Raw genomic sequence first — 16,487 nt, forward strand, 5'->3', positions numbered from 1 at the left:
GTCGGGGACCCTGTCGGTGCGCTATCAACGCACTGCTTGCACCCACCCACCTGTCCGGAAGTGCCCATGACCTTTGAAGTTCCCGCTCACGCCGGCAAACCTGCCAGCCGCATTCGTCAGAAGAACGAAGAGACCATCATCAAAGCCGCCGAAGACGAGTTCGCCCGTCACGGGTTCAAAGGCACGAGCATGAATACCATCGCCCTGAACGCCGGTTTGCCCAAGGCCAATCTGCATTACTACTTCACCAATAAACTGGGGTTGTATGTGGCGGTGCTGAGCAACATCCTGCAATTATGGGACGCCACGTTCAACAGCCTCACGGCCGAGGATGATCCGGCCGAAGCGTTGACCCGTTACATCCGCGCAAAAATGGAGTTCTCCCGCCGCCAACCTCAAGCCTCGCGCATTTTCGCCATGGAGGTGATCAGCGGCGGCGAATGCCTGACCGAGTATTTCAACCAGGACTACCGCGCCTGGTTCCAGGGCCGGGCGGCGGTGTTCCAGGCGTGGATCGAGGCCGGTAAAATGGACCCGGTGGATCCGGTTCACCTGATCTTCCTGCTCTGGGGCAGCACCCAGCATTACGCCGACTTCGCCACGCAGATCTGTCGGGTCAGCGGTCGCACCAAGTTGACCAAACAGGACATGGAAGAGGCCGGCGATAACCTGATCCGCATCATTCTCAAGGGCTGCGGCCTGACTCCAACTATTTAAGACACTTATGCCTTTTACCCTCAGCAGCTTTTGCGAATACCGCGAAGAGATTCGTAAAAGCCGCTTCATCACCTACGCCGCGCCAATCGGCAGCCCTGCCGAAGCCCAGGCGTTCATCGAACAGCACAGCGACTTGAATGCCACGCACAACTGCTGGGCCTGGAAGCTGGGCGATCAGTACCGCAGCACCGATGACGGCGAGCCCGGCGGCACGGCTGGCCGACCGATTCTAGCGGCGATCGAAGCACAGGATTGCGATCAGGTGGTGGTACTGGTGATCCGCTGGTATGGCGGCATTCAACTGGGCACGGGTGGCCTGGCCCGCGCTTATGGCGGTGGCGCCAACAAATGCCTGCAAGCGGCGCCGAAAGTAGAGCTCATCAGTCGCGTGCCCGTGAGCTGCGCGTGCGGATTCGCAGAACTGACGCTGGTAAAACTACGGGTGGCGGAACTCGGGGGCCTGGTGGTGGAAGAAACCTTCACCGCCAACGGTGTCGAGATGCAACTGGCGATAGGCGAGGCACAGATCGACACCCTGCAAAAGCAGCTCGCGGATCTGAGTCGCGGACGCATTCGGCTGCAACGCTGACTGCGATTCGTTAGAACCAGAACATTGCCCACATCTACTGTGCACCCGGCTGTGGATAACCTGAGCACATCGTGCTGTAACCCTTCTGTCATGCGGCTTTGCGGGCATTGCTCATTTTTCGTTCAATTTTTCTTCAAATACTGAAAATATGCTTCAAAACAACCAGTTAACTCGGTTTATCACCTTTAGAAGATAGCCGAGCCGGGCTTATGCCCGACTTTGGCGATTGCGCACAAATACTGTGGAGCAATCTGTGGATAACCCGTTTATGGCTGGCCCGGTTTCATGTCCGGCCTGGGTTGGTTGAGGTTGGTTATTTTTTGATCAGTCGCCGCCCACCGGCAATACCTGCGCCATGTGGCAAACGCAGCCTTCACGATCAGGTCATACCAGGCACTCTTGCCCACCGGTTTGCGTTGCTGCGTCGAAGTCCAAATGGGTGCCGCTCCATCATTTTGGGAGCATCAAGGCTTACGCCTGGAGTATGCTCCAGGGTCTAGCCCCTTCTCGAAACGTCAGGATGCGCATCGGTGCGCAGCGAATTGCAATAACGGCTCGGCCAACGTTGTCCATTAAATCCGTGAACGTCACTTTCAAGGAACCCGCGTATGTCCAAGGTCAAAACCGCACTCATCATTGGAGCCTCTCGGGGCCTGGGTCTGGGCCTGGTGAAAACCTTGCTGGCTGATGGCTGGCAAGTTACCGCCACCGTACGTAATCCAAAAGGCGCCGACGCCTTGCAGGCATTGGGCAAGGTGCGGATCGAAAAGCTCGACATGGACGATCAACAGGCGGTCATCGCGTTGAGCCAGCAACTCAAGGGTGAGATGTTTGACCTGTTGTTCGTCAATGCCGGAGTCAAGGGACCAGAGGTGCAGACGCCAGGCGGTGCGACGCTGGCGCAGGTGGGTCAGTTGTTTTTCACCAATGCGGTGGCGCCGATCAATCTGGCGCAGCGCTTCGTCGGGCAGATTCGCCCCGACACCGGCGTGCTCGCCTTCATGAGTTCGGTGCTGGGCAGCGTCACCATGCCGGACGCACCGGAGCTGGCGTTGTACAAGGCGAGCAAGGCAGCACTGAACTCCATGACCAACAGCTTTGTCACCCAACTGGGCGAACAGAAAATGACCGTGCTGTCGCTGCACCCGGGCTGGGTGAAAACCGACATGGGCGGTGAGGGTGCCGACTTGGATGTGGAGACCAGCACGCGGGGGCTGATTGATCAGGTCAATGCGTATGTCGGCAAGGGTGGGCATCACTTTGTGAACTATCGGGGTGACGTTATTCCCTGGTAACCACAGGCGACCCCGCCCCCCTGTAGGAGCGAGCATGCTCGCGATGGTCGTTAACGAAGACGCGGGTTGTCTGGATGCCCGCGGTGCCTGGGCTTCCATCGCGAGCATGCTCGCTCCTACAGGCTCAGGGGCAAGCATGCCGGTTGGTCGACCGAGGCTTGCCCACCACGCACTTTTATCTGACACTGGGCACTTCGCCCCCACGGCGACCCTGGATCAGCAGACAGGGTAATCACTGAGCTGGCTAACCTGAACCCACTTTCAGAGGAGCCGGCCACCATGCCTGCGACCCGTACCTGGTTAAAAAATCCCCTTTCAATCTTCACGGCCAATGGCCTCGATGCCCGTGGTGGCCTGGTCGTGCAAGACGGTGTGATCGTCGAAGTGCTCGCCGCCGGGCAGCAGCCATCCGCGCCCTGTGGACAGGTGTTCGATGCCCGCGAGCATGTGATCCTCCCCGGCCTGATCAACACCCATCACCATTTCTATCAAACCCTGACCCGCGCCTGGGCGCCGGTGGTCAATCAGCCATTGTTTCCGTGGCTGAAAACCCTTTACCCGGTCTGGGCGCGCCTCACCCCGGAAAAACTCGCTCTGGCCACCAAGGTGGCGTTGGCCGAACTTCTGCTGTCGGGCTGCACCACGGCCGCCGATCACCACTACCTGTTTCCGGACGGCCTGGAAAATGCCATCGACGTGCAGGTTCAGAGCGTGCGCGAACTGGGCATGCGCGCGATGCTGACGCGCGGGTCCATGAGCCTGGGCGAAAAGGACGGCGGCCTGCCCCCGCAGCAAACCGTGCAGGAAGGCCAAGTGATTCTCGACGACAGCCAGCGCCTGATTGCCGAGTACCACGAACGTGGCGATGGCGCGCAAATCCAGATCGCCCTGGCGCCCTGCTCGCCGTTCTCGGTGACCCAGGACATCATGTCGGCCAGCGCCGAGTTGGCGAATAAACTCGATGTACGTCTGCACACGCACCTGGCCGAAACCCTGGACGAAGAAGATTTCTGCCTGCAACGCTTCGGCCTGCGCACGGTGGACTACCTGGACAGCGTCGGCTGGCTCGGCCCGCGTACCTGGCTGGCCCACGGCATCCATTTCAACACGGATGAAATTGCTCGCCTGGGCGCCGCCGGCACCGGTATTTGTCACTGCCCAAGCTCGAACATGCGCCTGGCATCCGGCATTTGCCCGAGTATCGAACTGACCGATGCCGGGGCGCCACTGGGCCTGGGCGTGGACGGCTCGGCGTCCAACGATGCGTCGAACATGATCCTCGAAGCACGGCAAGCGCTGTACATACAGCGCTTGCGGTACGGCGCCGAGAAGATCACCCCGGAACGTGTGCTGGGTTGGGCAACCAAGGGATCAGCGCAGTTGCTCGGTCGCAACGACATTGGTGAATTGGCGGTAGGCAAACAGGCAGACCTTGCGCTGTTCAAACTCGATGAACTGCGGTTTTCCGGCAGTCATGATCCGGTGTCGGCGCTGCTGTTGTGCGGTGCGGACCGGGCGGATCGAGTCATGGTCGGCGGCCAGTGGCGGGTGATCGACGGACAAGTTGAAGGGCTGGATCTCAAAGGCTTGATTGCCGATCACAGTCAGGCGGCGCGGCAGTTGATCGCTGGCGCCTGACACAACACTCCCCCTGTAGGAGCGAGCTTGCTCGCGATAGCGGCGTGTCAGTCACCATCAATGTGTCCGTCATAACGCATCGCGAGCAAGCTCGCTCCTACAGGGAACGTTACAGCCCCAACACCGACAACATGATGAAGGTGGCGAACAACACAAAGTGGGTCATCCCCTCAATGGCGTTGGTTTCGCCGTCGTTGAGGTTGATCGCACTGACAATCAGCGTGAGAAAAATCATCACGGTCTGCACGGGCGTCATCGCCATCTGAAAGGGTTGTCCGGTGTAGAGCGCCATCGCTTCCATCACCGGCACCGTCAGGATCACCGTTGACAACGATGCCCCCATGGCGATGTTGACGACCGACTGCATGCGGTTGGCCAGCGCAGCACGCAATGCGGTCAGGATCTCCGGCGCCGCGGAAATCGCCGCCACCAGAATCGCTGTGATCACCGGCGGTGCTCCCGTGCCCTCCAGGCCCAGGTCCAGCGTCTTGGACATGACCTCTGCCAGGGCGCCAATCACGATCACGCCAAACACCAGGATGCCGATGGACAGCGCCAGGCTGACGGGTTTTGGCTCCTGCTCCATGGGCTCTTTTCTACGACGTTTTTCCGGATAGCTGTAGCTGAAAAAGTAACTGTGCGGCCCGACCTGCATGCGCAGGAACAATGTGTAGAGCACGACCATGGCCCCAATGGTGAAGGCCGAATACATTTTCCATTTGGCCTCCGGAATGAACTCCGGCACCACCATCGAAACGCCCATGGCCGTGAGGATCATCACGCTGTAGCTGCGCGCAGAGTCATCGTTATAGGACTGTTCGCCGTGCTTGATGCCGCCCATCAACGCGGCAAGACCAAGGATGCCGTTGATGTCGAGCATCACGGCTGAGTAGATCGTATCGCGCACCAACGTCGGCGATGCTTCATTACTCATCATGATCGCCAGGATCACCACTTCAACCAACACCGCTGCCAGCGTCAGGATCATCGTGCCATAAGGGTCGCCGACCTTCTCCGCGAGCAATTCCGCATGGTGTGCAACGCGCATGGAGGCAGCAACGATGAAAAGAATCAGCACCAGCCCGGCCATCAACGCGATCACCTGGCCACTGTGCAACATCCAGTGCTCCAGCGGGTAGGCGACGAATGCGGCGATCAGCGCCAGCAGCAGAAACTTTTCTTGCTTGAGGATTGTGAACATTGCGGACCTATATGCCGAAAGACGCGAAGCGATGCCATGAGCTACTGACTGCGGGACGCCGCTAACGTTTCGTTACACCTTAGTCCCCGATTGTTGTCTCGGCGTGCAATGAATGAACCGCCCAGTCAGGTTTTATCAATAAACGCCGTGATCATCTGTAGAATGCCGCCATTGCACCTGATGAGATTTCAACACATGTACGATTGGCTGAACGCCCTGCCCAAGGCAGAACTCCACCTGCACCTCGAGGGTTCGCTGGAGCCCGAGCTGCTATTCGCCCTGGCCGAACGCAACAAGATCGCGCTGCCCTGGAACGATGTCGATACCCTGCGCAAGGCCTACGCCTTCAACAACCTGCAAGAATTTCTCGACCTTTATTACCAGGGCGCCGATGTTCTGCGCACCTCGCAGGATTTTTATGACCTGACCTGGGCCTACCTGCTGCGCTGCAAGGCGCAGAACGTGGTTCATACCGAACCGTTCTTCGACCCGCAGACCCACACCGACCGGGGCATTGCCTTCGAAGTGGTCCTCAACGGCATTGCCGCCGCGTTGAAAGATGGCGAGCAGCAACTGGGCATCACCAGCGGTTTGATCCTGAGCTTCCTGCGTCACCTGAGCGAAGAGCAAGCACAGAAAACCCTCGATCAGGCGCTGCCGTTCCGTGATGCGTTTGTCGCCGTCGGCCTCGACAGTTCGGAAATGGGTCATCCGCCAAGCAAGTTCCAGCGCGTGTTCGATCGTGCCCGCCACGAAGGTTTCCTCACCGTTGCCCACGCCGGTGAAGAAGGCCCGCCGGAATACATCTGGGAAGCCCTCGACTTGCTGAAAATCCAGCGCATCGACCATGGCGTACGCGCCATTGAAGACGAGCGCCTGATGCAGCGGATCATTGACGAGCAGATTCCGTTGACCGTGTGCCCGCTGTCCAACACCAAGCTCTGTGTGTTCGACCATATGTCCCAACACAACATTCTCGACATGCTCGAGCGCGGTGTGAAGGTCACGGTGAACTCGGATGACCCGGCGTACTTCGGCGGCTACGTGACCGAGAACTTCCACGCGCTGTACACCGACCTGGGCATGACCCAGGACCAGGCCAAACGCCTGGCGCAAAACAGCCTGGATGCCCGGTTGGTCAAGCCGTAAGCAGCGCCGCTCTACCCATGTGGGAGCAAGCCCGCTCCCACATGATTCAGGTCTCCCCGGCTCCCTCCTACAACGCCATTTCCAGCTCGGTTTCCTTGGCGAAGCGATGGATTTCCCGCTGCCCTGCCGAGGTGATGTGCAGCGCACGGGAGTCATTCGGCAGGCTCAGCCAGCCGGACTGCATGAACAACTGCAGCAAAGCCGCCCCAAGCGACCCGCCCATGTGCGGACGTCTCTCACTCCAGTCGGGACAGGCACAGGCAGCCTTGCTGGTGCTGTGCGCCAATGCCTGGACGAACACACCGCGGTTCGCCAGTTCGGTGGCGCCCTTGTGCGTAATCGACACCCGATGATCGAACTGTTCGATCCAGCCTGCGTCCAGCAGGCGCTGATAGAGGTCCGCGGCCAGCGTCCCTCCCAGATGATCGTCGCACAGGCGCGCACGCAACAAGGACGATGGCGCAGTCTGGCGAATAGGGACAGGCGCCGTATTGCGCTTGAACACCTCGGGGATGTCCCGAGGGGTACTGGCGATCGTCGCACTGGCCAACGCCTCTATCGCCGCGCCGACCTCAGGTGCGGCCAGCCGGAAGAATCGCTTGCGGCCACGGGTTTCGACCTTCAACAGCCCTCCAGCGGACAAACGCCCCAGATGCGCACTGGCCGAAGACGGCGACAGACGGGCCAGCAATGCCAGTTCTTCAGCCTGCCGCGCCGCGCCGTCCATCAAGGCCCACATCATTGCGCTGCGCTTTGGGTCAGACAGCAACGTGGCAATCTGGCTGATGCAAGGTGCATGTTCCATGTATTCACTCCCTGTTGAATCGTTTCGTCTACTGCTCAGAGATATCTTGACCAGTAATGTGTCCTCGGCCAAGACGTGAAAACCGCCATAAACCGGGCAGAGCCATCCACTCACCCAAGCCGCTGCTTCGCAGACTTGCAAAGACAGGTGATTGACCGCAGTGCCGATCGGCTCATCTGCGGCCCCGCCATGGCAAGCTTGGTGGGGCACACATGAGACGGGCGCTAGTATAAGCGTGTTGTCCCCCGGTTCCTGCCCCTCGGAAACCATTGGTGGTGATTGATACTGAGAGAAATTTCGCTATTTGCCTGCGACTAAAGATCAACCCCTGCCAACCCGGGAAATTGGCCGCCCAGACGAGTACATCGGCTGGCAAGCATTTCCCGCAGAAGGTTCACCGGCTTACTCAATTGAGCGCGATGGGCGCACAGCAAATTCAGCGGAGCACGCTCACCCAGCAGCTCCGGCATCAGCACTTTCAAACGCCCGGCCAACACATCGGCGCCGACATCCAGCCAGGATTTGTAGGCGATGCCGGCACCCGACACCGCCCACAGGCGCACCACATCGGCATCGTCGCTGAAGCGGTCGCCGCTGACGGTCAGGCTGACTTCACGTTTGCCGTCGTGAAAGCTCCAGTGGTCGTGGACTCGACTGCCGAGCATGTACAACAGGCAATTGTGCTGCGCCAGTTGTTCCAATTGGCGCGGCTCGCCATGCCTGGCCAGGTAACTGGGCGCGGCGCACAGCACGCGGCGATTCTGTGGGGCGATGGGCAGTGCCACCAGGCTGGAATCTTCCGGCTCGCCATAGCGAAGGGCGATGTCCACGGGTTGGCGAAACAGGTCGGCGATGCGGTCGCCCAACAACAGACGCACGGTCAGTTGCGGGTGCTCGCGCTGGAACTCGTCCAGCCACGGCAGCAACAGGTTACGCCCGAAATCCGAGGGTGCCGACAACTGCAACACACCACTGACTTGATCCTGGCCACGGGCCAGCAAGCGACGGCCTTCGTCGAGATTACCCAACGCGGCCCGGGCGTATTCAAGGAAACCTTCACCCTCAGCGGTCAGGCGCAGGCTCCGCGTGGAACGGGCCAGCAACCGTGCGCCGAGTTGCTGCTCGATGCGCTTCAACGCCGCGCTGGCAACCGCCGCCGACATGTCCATGCCCCGGGCAGCGGCAGACAAGCTACCCAGGTCCGCGGCCCGGACGAACAGTTGCAGGTCATCAAAGCGCAACATCGCGACGCCTCATTATCAAAATTTCATTGAAAGAGACTGCGCTTTTAGCGGGTTTTATCTTCCAATGAAATAGCCAATCATCTGTCTCATCGCAAATAACCTGATTCTGGAGTCGACCATGTCCCAGCCTTTCACAGCCATCGCCACGCTGATTGCCAAAGCCGGCCAACAGGACGCGCTCGAGCGACACCTTCGAGCGCTCCTTGAACCAACTCGCGCGGAAGCGGGCTGCGGTCAATACGATCTGCATCAGGACCTGGCCAATCCGCAGGCCTTTTACATGATCGAGCAATGGAACAGCGACGAGGCGTTGCAGGCCCATGACGCCAGCGCACACATCCAGCATTTTCGCGCCACGGCCGGCGAGCTGATCGAACACTTCGACCTCAAGCGCCTGCGCGCCCTGGTTTGACCCATTCTTTTATTACCTTCTGGAGTCCCCCATGAAAGCCATTGCCTACTACGCCTCCTTGCCGATCAGCGACGCCAAGTCCCTGCAGGACATCGAGCTTCCCGAACCGACCGCAGGCCCACGCGACCTGTTGGTGGAAGTCAAAGCCATTTCGGTCAACCCGGTGGACACCAAAGTTCGCCAGAACGTCCAGCCGGAGGCAGGCACGGCCAAGGTGCTGGGTTGGGACGTGGCCGGCGTGGTCAAGGCGGTGGGCAGTGAAGTGACGCTGTTCAAGGCCGGCGACAAGGTGTTCTACGCAGGTTCCATCGCCCGTGCGGGCGGTAACAGCGAACTGCACGTGGTGGACGAGCGCATCGTTGGCCATATGCCAAAATCCCTGGGTTTCGCCGAAGCCGCCGCCCTGCCCCTGACCGCCATCACCGCGTGGGAATTGCTCTTTGAACGCCTGCAAATACGCGAGGGCAAAACCGATGAAGGCCAGAGCCTGTTGATCGTCGGTGCCGCAGGCGGTGTCGGCTCGATCCTCACGCAACTGGCCAGCCAGTTGACCGGGCTGAACGTCATCGGCACCGCGTCCCGGCCCCAGACCCAAAGCTGGGTGCGTGAACTGGGCGCCGACCTGGTCGTCGATCACAGCCAGCCGCTGAGCGAAGAATTGAAACGCGCAGGCTTTGAGCACGTGACGCACGTCGCCAGCCTGACCCAGACCGATCAGCATCTGGATCAGTTGGTCGAAGCCCTGGCCCCACAAGGCAAACTCGCGCTGATCGACGATCCGAAAGCGCTGGACGTGACCAAGCTCAAGCGCAAGAGCCTGTCACTGCACTGGGAATTCATGTACACCCGTTCGCTGTTCGAAACCGCTGACATGATCGAACAGCACAAACTGCTCAACCGGGTGGCGGAGCTGATCGACGCCGGGACGCTGAAAACCACAGTCGGCGAGCACTTCGGCACGATCAACGCCACCAACCTGCGCCGAGCCCATGAACTACTGGAAAGTGGAAAATCCAAGGGCAAGATTGTCCTTGAAGGCTTCTGAAATACGTTGAAACAAGCGCCGCCCGCACGGGCGGCGCCGTCAGTCCGAACGTTGATCGTTGTCATGGTTTTGATTGCATGGGGGTCTACAATCGTGATCTCTGCGATGCAATCTTTTAACCGAGGAGGTCAGCAATGAAGATCCTGATAAAAGAATTGGCAAAATCCCAGTGGCAGGTCCTTCTGGATCAACACGTGGTCAACTTCCGCAGCGAAGCCGAAGCCCGCGCCTTTACCCGAACCCTTGAAGCGCGCCTGCACGCCCCTCACCCCATGCCGGTTTACCAGCACCGCGCTGCTGGCTGAGACTTTCTCAGACCTGGGCTTGCGCCACTGCGCGCGCATTTTGCAGGCGCCGGGTGAACATCGCGACACTCACCACCAGAATCGCGCACAGGCTGATGACCATCGCCATCGGCATGGCACTGCCGTCATACAGAATTCCCACCAGCGACGCCGCACCGGCGGCGACGCTGAACTGCAGGCATCCCATCAGCGCCGAGGCACTGCCGGCACGCGCCCCCTGGCCAGTCATGGCGCAGGCAGACGCGTTGGGCAGAATGCAACCGAGACTGGCGATGCAGATGAACAACGGCACCAGCAAGGGCCACAACTGTTCGGTGCGCAATGAGCTGACGGCCAGCAGCGCCAGGGCTGCCGCCAGGTAAATCCATACTGTGCGCGCCAGCAGAAACGCGGGACCGCGCTTGGCCAGCAATCGCGCATTGACCTGCGCCACCAGAATGAAACCTGCCGCGTTGGTGCCGAACAGCCAGCCGAAGTGTTCGGCCGGCACGCCATAGAGCTTGATAAACACAAACGGTGAACCGGCGATGTAGGCAAACATCCCCGCTATCGCGATGCCCCCGGTCAGGGCGTGCCCCAGAAAGATCGGGTCTTTGAGCAAGCGCCCATACTGACGCAATGCACCGGACAACGGTTGACGAGGCAGATGCTCGGGCATGCTTTCCGGCAACCCAAGTGCAACCGCCAGAGCTGCCAACGCACTGAAGCCGGTCAACGCCAGGAAGATCGACTGCCAGCCGGTGGTGTTGACCAGTAACCCGCCCAGCATCGGCGCGAGAATCGGCGCCAGGCCCATGACCAGCATCAGTTGGGAAAAGACCTTGGCCGCTCCGACTGCATCGCATTTGTCACTGACGATCGCCCGGGAGATCACCATCCCCGCGCAGCCACCCAGCGCCTGGACGAAGCGCGCCACCATGAGCCATTCCAGATTCGGTGCGAAGGCACATGCCAGGGACGCGACCGTGAACAGGCCGACGCCCACCAGCAGCGGGACACGCCGACCAAAACGATCTGCGACCGGGCCGTATGCCAGTTGGCCGATGGACAGGCCGAGGAAGTAGGCCGCCAGCGTCAGCTGAACGTGCTGTTCATCCGTGCCGAACGCCAGCGCCATGGCCGGGAAAGCGGGCAGGTAGAAATCGATCGCGAGCGGCCCAAAAGCGCTCAGGGCGCCAAGTATCAAAATGGTACGGAGGTTCATCAGGCATCCAGTGCGGCTGAGGTCTGCGGTCTCACAGTCTAGCCGCGCGAGGACGCCTTGAACATTCCGATAGTTCGCTAACGATCAAAATTCATCGGTTACATGACTTCAGGCAACTTTCACCTCATAACCTTCTTCACTGATCGCGGCGATCACCTGCTCCGCGGTCAAAGCACTTTCAACACCGACTTCCTTTGCAGCCAGGTCGACCCGCACGCTGGCCGCCGGATCCGCCGCTTGCAGCGCCTGGGTGATGGCCTTGACGCAATGGCCGCAAGACATCCCTTGAACGTTGAACACTTGCATGCAATGACTCCTGTTAAGTGAGGTTGCGCACAGTCTCGACCTTTCCACCATGGCAAGGTCAAGTTCTGCATTTCGCTGCCGGGCTGGCAATCGGCGTCTGGCTCGGCCAAGCTACGCGCATCAATGACTCGATCCGTGGAGATTCAGCCATGCGCTGGTCAGCTTTCAGCCTGTTTGGCTTACTCAGCCTTTTCGCCGCCATGCCATCGGCCAACGCTGCCGGTGAGGATTACGGTGTCCTGATCATTTCCCGCGAGCGCCTGGAAGTGTCGACCAGTTGCGAAATCGGCGTGTACCTGCAGGATCAACTGTCGGCCCGATTGTTCCAGGAGCAGAGCATCTCGTTCAACCTGCCGCCGGGTAATGTCTCGCTGCGCCTGAAACTGCTGCCAGGCCAGGCACAGGGTTGCAATCCGGGAATGCTGGCGCCGGGTTCGCAGGTCATCACCCTCAAGGCCGGGGACGTGTTGAAGTACCGGATCGCCATGACCCAGGAAGGCATGTACCTCAAGCGAACGGCTCTGGATTACTGACACGTTCAATTGATCTGGAACATGGCGCTTGACCTTGCCCGCATGGCAAGGTTGAACCTGTAGGCATCTTCTACAGGGAGCGCGACCGATGTCCGAATCCACCACTTTCGATCTGCCGATTGCCGGCATGACCTGCGCCAGCTGCGCCGGGCGTGTCGAGCGTGCCTTGAGCAAAGTCATTGGCGCCTCGGCCGTCAGCGTCAACCTGGCCACCGAACAGGCGCGCGTGCAAGCGCCCCGCGACAGCCTGCCAGCCTTGATCGACGCAGTGGCGCAAGCGGGCTACAGCGTGCCGCGGCACAGCGTGGAATTGAGCATCGAGGGCATGACCTGCGCATCCTGCGTTGGCCGGGTTGAACGGGCACTGGGCAAAGTCCCGGGGGTCAAAAGCGTCAGCGTCAATCTGGCCAACGAACGCGCTCACCTTGAATTGCTCGGACAGGTCACGTCTCAAACCCTCATCGACGCCGTGACCAAGGCCGGTTACAGCGCCAGCGTCCGGGACCTGGAGCACCCGCCCCTCGACAGGCAACAGCAACATCTGCGCCGGGAGCGTTGGGCGCTGATCCTCGCCATAGTCCTCGCCTTGCCACTGGTGCTGCCGATGCTGCTGCAACCGTTCGGTGTGCACTGGATGCTCCCCGCCTGGGTGCAATTTGCCCTCGCCACGCCGGTGCAATTCGTCTTCGGTGCACGCTTTTATGTGGCCGCGTGGAAAGCCTTGCGGGCCGGTGCGGGTAACATGGACCTGCTGGTCGCCCTCGGCACCAGCGCCGGCTACGGCCTGAGTCTCTATGAATGGGCCACGGCCGCCGGGCGCATGCCGCATCTGTATTTTGAAGCGTCGGCGGTGGTGATCGCGCTGGTGCTGCTGGGCAAATACCTGGAAAGCCGCGCCAAACGCCAGACCGCCAGTGCCATCCGCGCCCTCGAAGCGCTACGCCCCGAAAGGGCGATCCAGGTGATCGACGGGCGCGAGCAAGAGGTCGCCATCAGCGCGTTGCGCCTCAATGATCAGGTGCTGGTCAAACCCGGAGAACGTTTCCCGGTCGACGGCGAAGTGATTGATGGCCAGAGCCATGCCGACGAAGCGTTGATCAGCGGCGAGAGCCTGCCCGTGCCAAAACGGCCCGGCGAAAAGGTCACCGGTGGCGCCATCAATGGCGAGGGTCGATTGCTGGTCCGCACCCAGGCCCTGGGCGCTGAAACCGTATTGGCACGGATCATCCGCCTGGTGGAAGACGCCCAGGCGGCGAAAGCGCCGATCCAGAAACTGGTGGACAAAGTCAGCCAGGTATTCGTGCCGACAGTCCTGCTGATCGCCCTGGCAACCCTGATCGGTTGGTGGCTGTACGGGGCGCCGATGGAAACCGCGTTGATCAATGCCGTCGCGGTATTGGTGATCGCCTGCCCCTGCGCCCTTGGGCTGGCCACGCCAACCGCGATCATGGCCGGCACCGGCGTGGCGGCGCGCCACGGCATCCTGATCAAGGATGCCGAAGCCCTGGAGCGTGCCCACGCCGTCAGCGCCGTGGTGTTCGACAAGACCGGCACGCTGACGTCGGGCGCGCCACGCATCGCCCACCTGAGTGCCCTCGACGGTGACGAAGCCGCCCTTCTGCAAATGGCCGGCGCCCTGCAACGCGGCAGCGAACACCCACTGGCCAAGGCAGTACTGGACGAATGCGCCGAACGCGGCTTGCAGGTGGCAGACGTCAGCGACAGCCAATCGCTGACTGGCCGTGGCATCGCGGGCACCCTCGAGGGCCGGCGGTTGGCGCTGGGCAATCGACGCCTGCTTGAAGAAAGCGGGCTGGACGCCGGAGCGCTCGCCGACTCCGCCACCGCTTGGGAAACCGAAGGCCGCACCCTGTCCTGGCTCATCGCCCAAACACCACAGCCACATGTGCTGGGCCTGTTCGCGTTTGGCGACACCCTCAAGCCTGGCGCGTTGCAAACGGTGCAACAGCTGCGCAGCCGCCAGATCAGCAGTCACTTGCTGACCGGTGACAATCGCGGCAGCGCCAGGGTGGTGGCCGAAGCGCTGGGCATCGAGGATGTCCACGCCGAGGTACTCCCCGCCGATAAAGCCGCCACCGTCGCGGCACTGAAGAAAACCGCCGTGGTGGCCATGGTCGGCGACGGCATCAACGACGCCCCTGCCCTGGCCGCCGCCGACATCGGCATCGCCATGGGGGGCGGCACCGACGTGGCCATGCACGCAGCCGGGATCACCCTGATGCGCGGCGATCCACGCCTGGTGCCCGCCGCGCTGGAGATCAGCCGAAGGACCTACGCGAAAATTCGCCAGAACCTCTTCTGGGCCTTCGTCTATAACCTGATCGGTATCCCGCTGGCGGCTTTCGGTTTTCTCAACCCGGTGCTGGCCGGTGCGGCGATGGCGCTGTCGAGCGTCAGCGTGGTGAGCAATGCGCTACTGTTGAAAACCTGGACACCCAAGGACCTGGAGGACATCCGATGAACATCGGCCAAGCAGCCCGCCAAAGCGGCCTGAGCGCGAAGATGATCCGCTACTACGAGTCCATCGGATTGCTCAAGGCGGCCCATCGCACTGACAGTGGCTATCGGCTGTACGGCGATGACGACTTGCATACCCTGGCGTTTATCAAACGCTCCCGGGACCTGGGGTTCTCCCTGGAGGAGGTCGGCAAGCTGCTGGCCCTGTGGCAGGACCGCCAGCGTGCCAGTGCCGACGTGAAGGCGCTGGCGCGCCAGCACATCGAGGAGCTGGAGCAGAAGATCCGCGAACTGGGACAGTTGCGCGATACCCTGCAGGACTTGGTAGAGCATTGTCAGGGCGATCACCGGCCCGATTGCCCGATCCTGAAGAACCTGGCTTCGGGGTGTTGTGCCTGAGGTTGCTCATTGCCTGGGAGGCCGCCATCGCGGGCAAGCCCGCTCCTACAGTGATCTGATGAGCACTGAAAATCCTCTGTGGGAGCGGGCTTGCCCGCGATGAGGCCCTCAAAGACACCACCCCACCAAAACCATGCCCACAAAAAACCGGCCGAAGCCGGTTTCCTGATTCAACCCCTCACTGCAACCAAGGCGGTGGTGGCTCCTCGCCCCCCTTGCTCGGTGGCGCATCATCCGCCGCGCGGGCCGCCTGCTTGCGCTCTTCTTCACGGCGCGCCGCTTCGATTTCACGCATGACCCCGCCAACATCGGCCAGTTCTTCCGTATCGGCAAACTCCCCGGTCAGGACACTGCTCGGCTGCAAGGTGCCAGCCTCGTACAACGCCCACATTTCCTTGGCGTAACGGGTCTGTTTCAGCTCCGGGGCAAACCGCCCGAAGTAGGACGCCATGTTGCCCACATCCCGCTCCAGCATGCTGAACGCGTGATTGTTACCTGCAGCGTCCACCGCTTGCGGCAGGTCAATGATCACCGGACCGGTCGGCGTCAGCAGCACGTTGAACTCCGACAGGTCACCGTGCACCAGGCCAGTACACAGCATGAGCACGATCTGGGAGATCAGGAACGCGTGATATTCACGTGCCTGGTCCGGTTCCAGCACCACATCGTTCAAGCGTGGCGCGGCATCGCCGTATTCGTCGGCCACCAATTCCATCAGCAACACGCCTTCGAGGAAGTCGTACGGCTTGGGCACTCGCACGCCGGCATTGGCCAGACGGAACAGCGCCGCCACTTCGGCGTTCTGCCAGGCGTCTTCGGTCTCCTTGCGGCCAAACTTGGAGCCTTTGGCCATGGCTCGGGCCTGCCGACTGTTGCGGACCTTGCGGCCTTCCTGATACTCGGCCGCCTGGCGGAAACTGCGTTTGTTCGCCTCCTTGTAGACCTTCGCGCAACGCAACTGATTGCCGCAGCGCACTACATAAACAGCTGCTTCTTTACCACTCATCAGTGGGCGCAGCACCTCGTCGACCAGACCGTCCTCGATCAGGGGTTCAATGCGTTTTGGAGTCTTCATCAGCTTTTATTCTGGGTCCTTTATTACCAAACACGCGAAAGTCATTCGTTATACGGCAATCCACTCATTGGCGGGAGGGGGTTGCCGACCTG

General features: G+C 60.9%; 17 protein-coding genes. 11 read left to right on the forward strand and 6 right to left on the reverse strand.

The window, feature by feature from the left end; translation table 11 throughout:
* The first annotated feature begins 66 nt into the window (after nucleotides 1-66).
* From AB4O36_RS22985 to AB4O36_RS23000, 4 genes are all read left to right on the forward strand, one after another.
* A complete protein-coding gene (locus AB4O36_RS22985) occupies nucleotides 67-717 on the forward strand; it encodes a TetR/AcrR family transcriptional regulator (RefSeq protein ID WP_460118370.1) in 651 nt (216 codons plus the stop codon).
* Nucleotides 718-724: 7 nt separating this feature from the next.
* Entirely contained in the window at nucleotides 725-1,306 is a 582-nt protein-coding gene (locus tag AB4O36_RS22990) for an IMPACT family protein (protein WP_460140350.1), read from the forward strand.
* A 608-nt stretch (nucleotides 1,307-1,914) separates the two neighbouring features.
* Nucleotides 1,915-2,601: an SDR family oxidoreductase gene (locus tag AB4O36_RS22995; RefSeq protein WP_460118374.1), complete on the forward strand. Its 687-nt coding sequence runs from the start codon at nucleotides 1,915-1,917 to the stop codon at nucleotides 2,599-2,601.
* A gap of 279 nt (nucleotides 2,602-2,880) precedes the next feature.
* Entirely contained in the window at nucleotides 2,881-4,239 is a 1,359-nt protein-coding gene (locus AB4O36_RS23000) for an 8-oxoguanine deaminase (RefSeq protein ID WP_460140351.1), read from the forward strand.
* Nucleotides 4,240-4,348: 109 nt separating this feature from the next.
* Here AB4O36_RS23000 and AB4O36_RS23005 read toward each other — a convergent pair whose 3' ends face one another.
* On the reverse strand, nucleotides 4,349-5,440 hold the full coding sequence (locus tag AB4O36_RS23005) for a calcium:cation antiporter (RefSeq protein ID WP_460118378.1): 1,092 nt from the start codon (nucleotides 5,438-5,440) through the stop codon (nucleotides 4,349-4,351).
* A 195-nt stretch (nucleotides 5,441-5,635) separates the two neighbouring features.
* On the opposite strand from AB4O36_RS23005, the gene AB4O36_RS23010 reads away from it, so the two are divergent.
* Nucleotides 5,636-6,589, forward strand: coding sequence for an adenosine deaminase (locus AB4O36_RS23010; protein ID WP_460140352.1), 954 nt, complete (start codon nucleotides 5,636-5,638; stop codon nucleotides 6,587-6,589).
* Nucleotides 6,590-6,656: 67 nt separating this feature from the next.
* Here the strand turns inward: AB4O36_RS23010 and AB4O36_RS23015 are convergent, their stop codons facing one another.
* The gene (locus AB4O36_RS23015; protein ID WP_460118382.1) at nucleotides 6,657-7,394 is read right to left on the reverse strand and encodes an ArsR/SmtB family transcription factor; all 738 of its coding nucleotides are present in this window, start codon (nucleotides 7,392-7,394) and stop codon (nucleotides 6,657-6,659) included.
* A gap of 314 nt (nucleotides 7,395-7,708) precedes the next feature.
* Nucleotides 7,709-8,638, reverse strand: a complete 930-nt coding sequence (locus AB4O36_RS23020) for a LysR family transcriptional regulator (RefSeq protein WP_460118384.1) — start codon at nucleotides 8,636-8,638, stop codon at nucleotides 7,709-7,711.
* Nucleotides 8,639-8,756: 118 nt separating this feature from the next.
* On the opposite strand from AB4O36_RS23020, the gene AB4O36_RS23025 reads away from it, so the two are divergent.
* The 3 genes from AB4O36_RS23025 to AB4O36_RS23035 all read left to right on the forward strand — a co-directional run bounded on the left by AB4O36_RS23025 (nucleotide 8,757) and on the right by AB4O36_RS23035 (nucleotide 10,400).
* A complete protein-coding gene (locus AB4O36_RS23025) occupies nucleotides 8,757-9,050 on the forward strand; it encodes a putative quinol monooxygenase (protein WP_460118386.1) in 294 nt (97 codons plus the stop codon).
* Between the two features lie 31 nt (nucleotides 9,051-9,081).
* Nucleotides 9,082-10,095: a zinc-binding alcohol dehydrogenase family protein gene (locus AB4O36_RS23030; RefSeq protein WP_460140353.1), complete on the forward strand. Its 1,014-nt coding sequence runs from the start codon at nucleotides 9,082-9,084 to the stop codon at nucleotides 10,093-10,095.
* A gap of 134 nt (nucleotides 10,096-10,229) precedes the next feature.
* Nucleotides 10,230-10,400, forward strand: a complete 171-nt coding sequence (locus AB4O36_RS23035; protein WP_460118390.1) for a hypothetical protein — start codon at nucleotides 10,230-10,232, stop codon at nucleotides 10,398-10,400.
* A 7-nt stretch (nucleotides 10,401-10,407) separates the two neighbouring features.
* On the opposite strand, the gene AB4O36_RS23040 is transcribed toward AB4O36_RS23035, so the two are convergent.
* Both AB4O36_RS23040 and AB4O36_RS23045 read right to left on the reverse strand, forming a co-directional pair.
* Complete coding sequence (locus AB4O36_RS23040) at nucleotides 10,408-11,604, reverse strand: multidrug effflux MFS transporter (RefSeq protein ID WP_460118392.1); 1,197 nt, start codon at nucleotides 11,602-11,604, stop codon at nucleotides 10,408-10,410.
* Between the two features lie 108 nt (nucleotides 11,605-11,712).
* Nucleotides 11,713-11,910, reverse strand: a complete 198-nt coding sequence (locus AB4O36_RS23045; protein ID WP_460140354.1) for a heavy-metal-associated domain-containing protein — start codon at nucleotides 11,908-11,910, stop codon at nucleotides 11,713-11,715.
* Between the two features lie 149 nt (nucleotides 11,911-12,059).
* On the opposite strand from AB4O36_RS23045, the gene AB4O36_RS23050 reads away from it, so the two are divergent.
* The 3 genes from AB4O36_RS23050 to cueR all read left to right on the forward strand — a co-directional run bounded on the left by AB4O36_RS23050 (nucleotide 12,060) and on the right by cueR (nucleotide 15,320).
* A complete protein-coding gene (locus AB4O36_RS23050; protein ID WP_460140355.1) occupies nucleotides 12,060-12,443 on the forward strand; it encodes a hypothetical protein in 384 nt (127 codons plus the stop codon).
* Between the two features lie 88 nt (nucleotides 12,444-12,531).
* Nucleotides 12,532-14,925 carry a heavy metal translocating P-type ATPase gene (locus AB4O36_RS23055; protein WP_460140356.1) on the forward strand — a complete coding sequence of 798 codons (2,394 nt, stop codon included), beginning with the start codon at nucleotides 12,532-12,534 and terminating at the stop codon, nucleotides 14,923-14,925.
* A complete protein-coding gene (gene cueR / locus AB4O36_RS23060) occupies nucleotides 14,922-15,320 on the forward strand; it encodes a Cu(I)-responsive transcriptional regulator (protein ID WP_460118400.1) in 399 nt (132 codons plus the stop codon). Before AB4O36_RS23055 ends, cueR begins: the two co-directional genes overlap by 4 nt.
* A 178-nt stretch (nucleotides 15,321-15,498) precedes the next feature.
* On the opposite strand, the gene AB4O36_RS23065 is transcribed toward cueR, so the two are convergent.
* The gene (locus AB4O36_RS23065) at nucleotides 15,499-16,395 is read right to left on the reverse strand and encodes a PA4780 family RIO1-like protein kinase (protein WP_460118402.1); all 897 of its coding nucleotides are present in this window, start codon (nucleotides 16,393-16,395) and stop codon (nucleotides 15,499-15,501) included.
* Between the last annotated feature and the right edge of the window lie 92 nt (nucleotides 16,396-16,487).

The sequence above is a fragment of the Pseudomonas sp. S2_E01 genome (assembly GCF_054668365.1).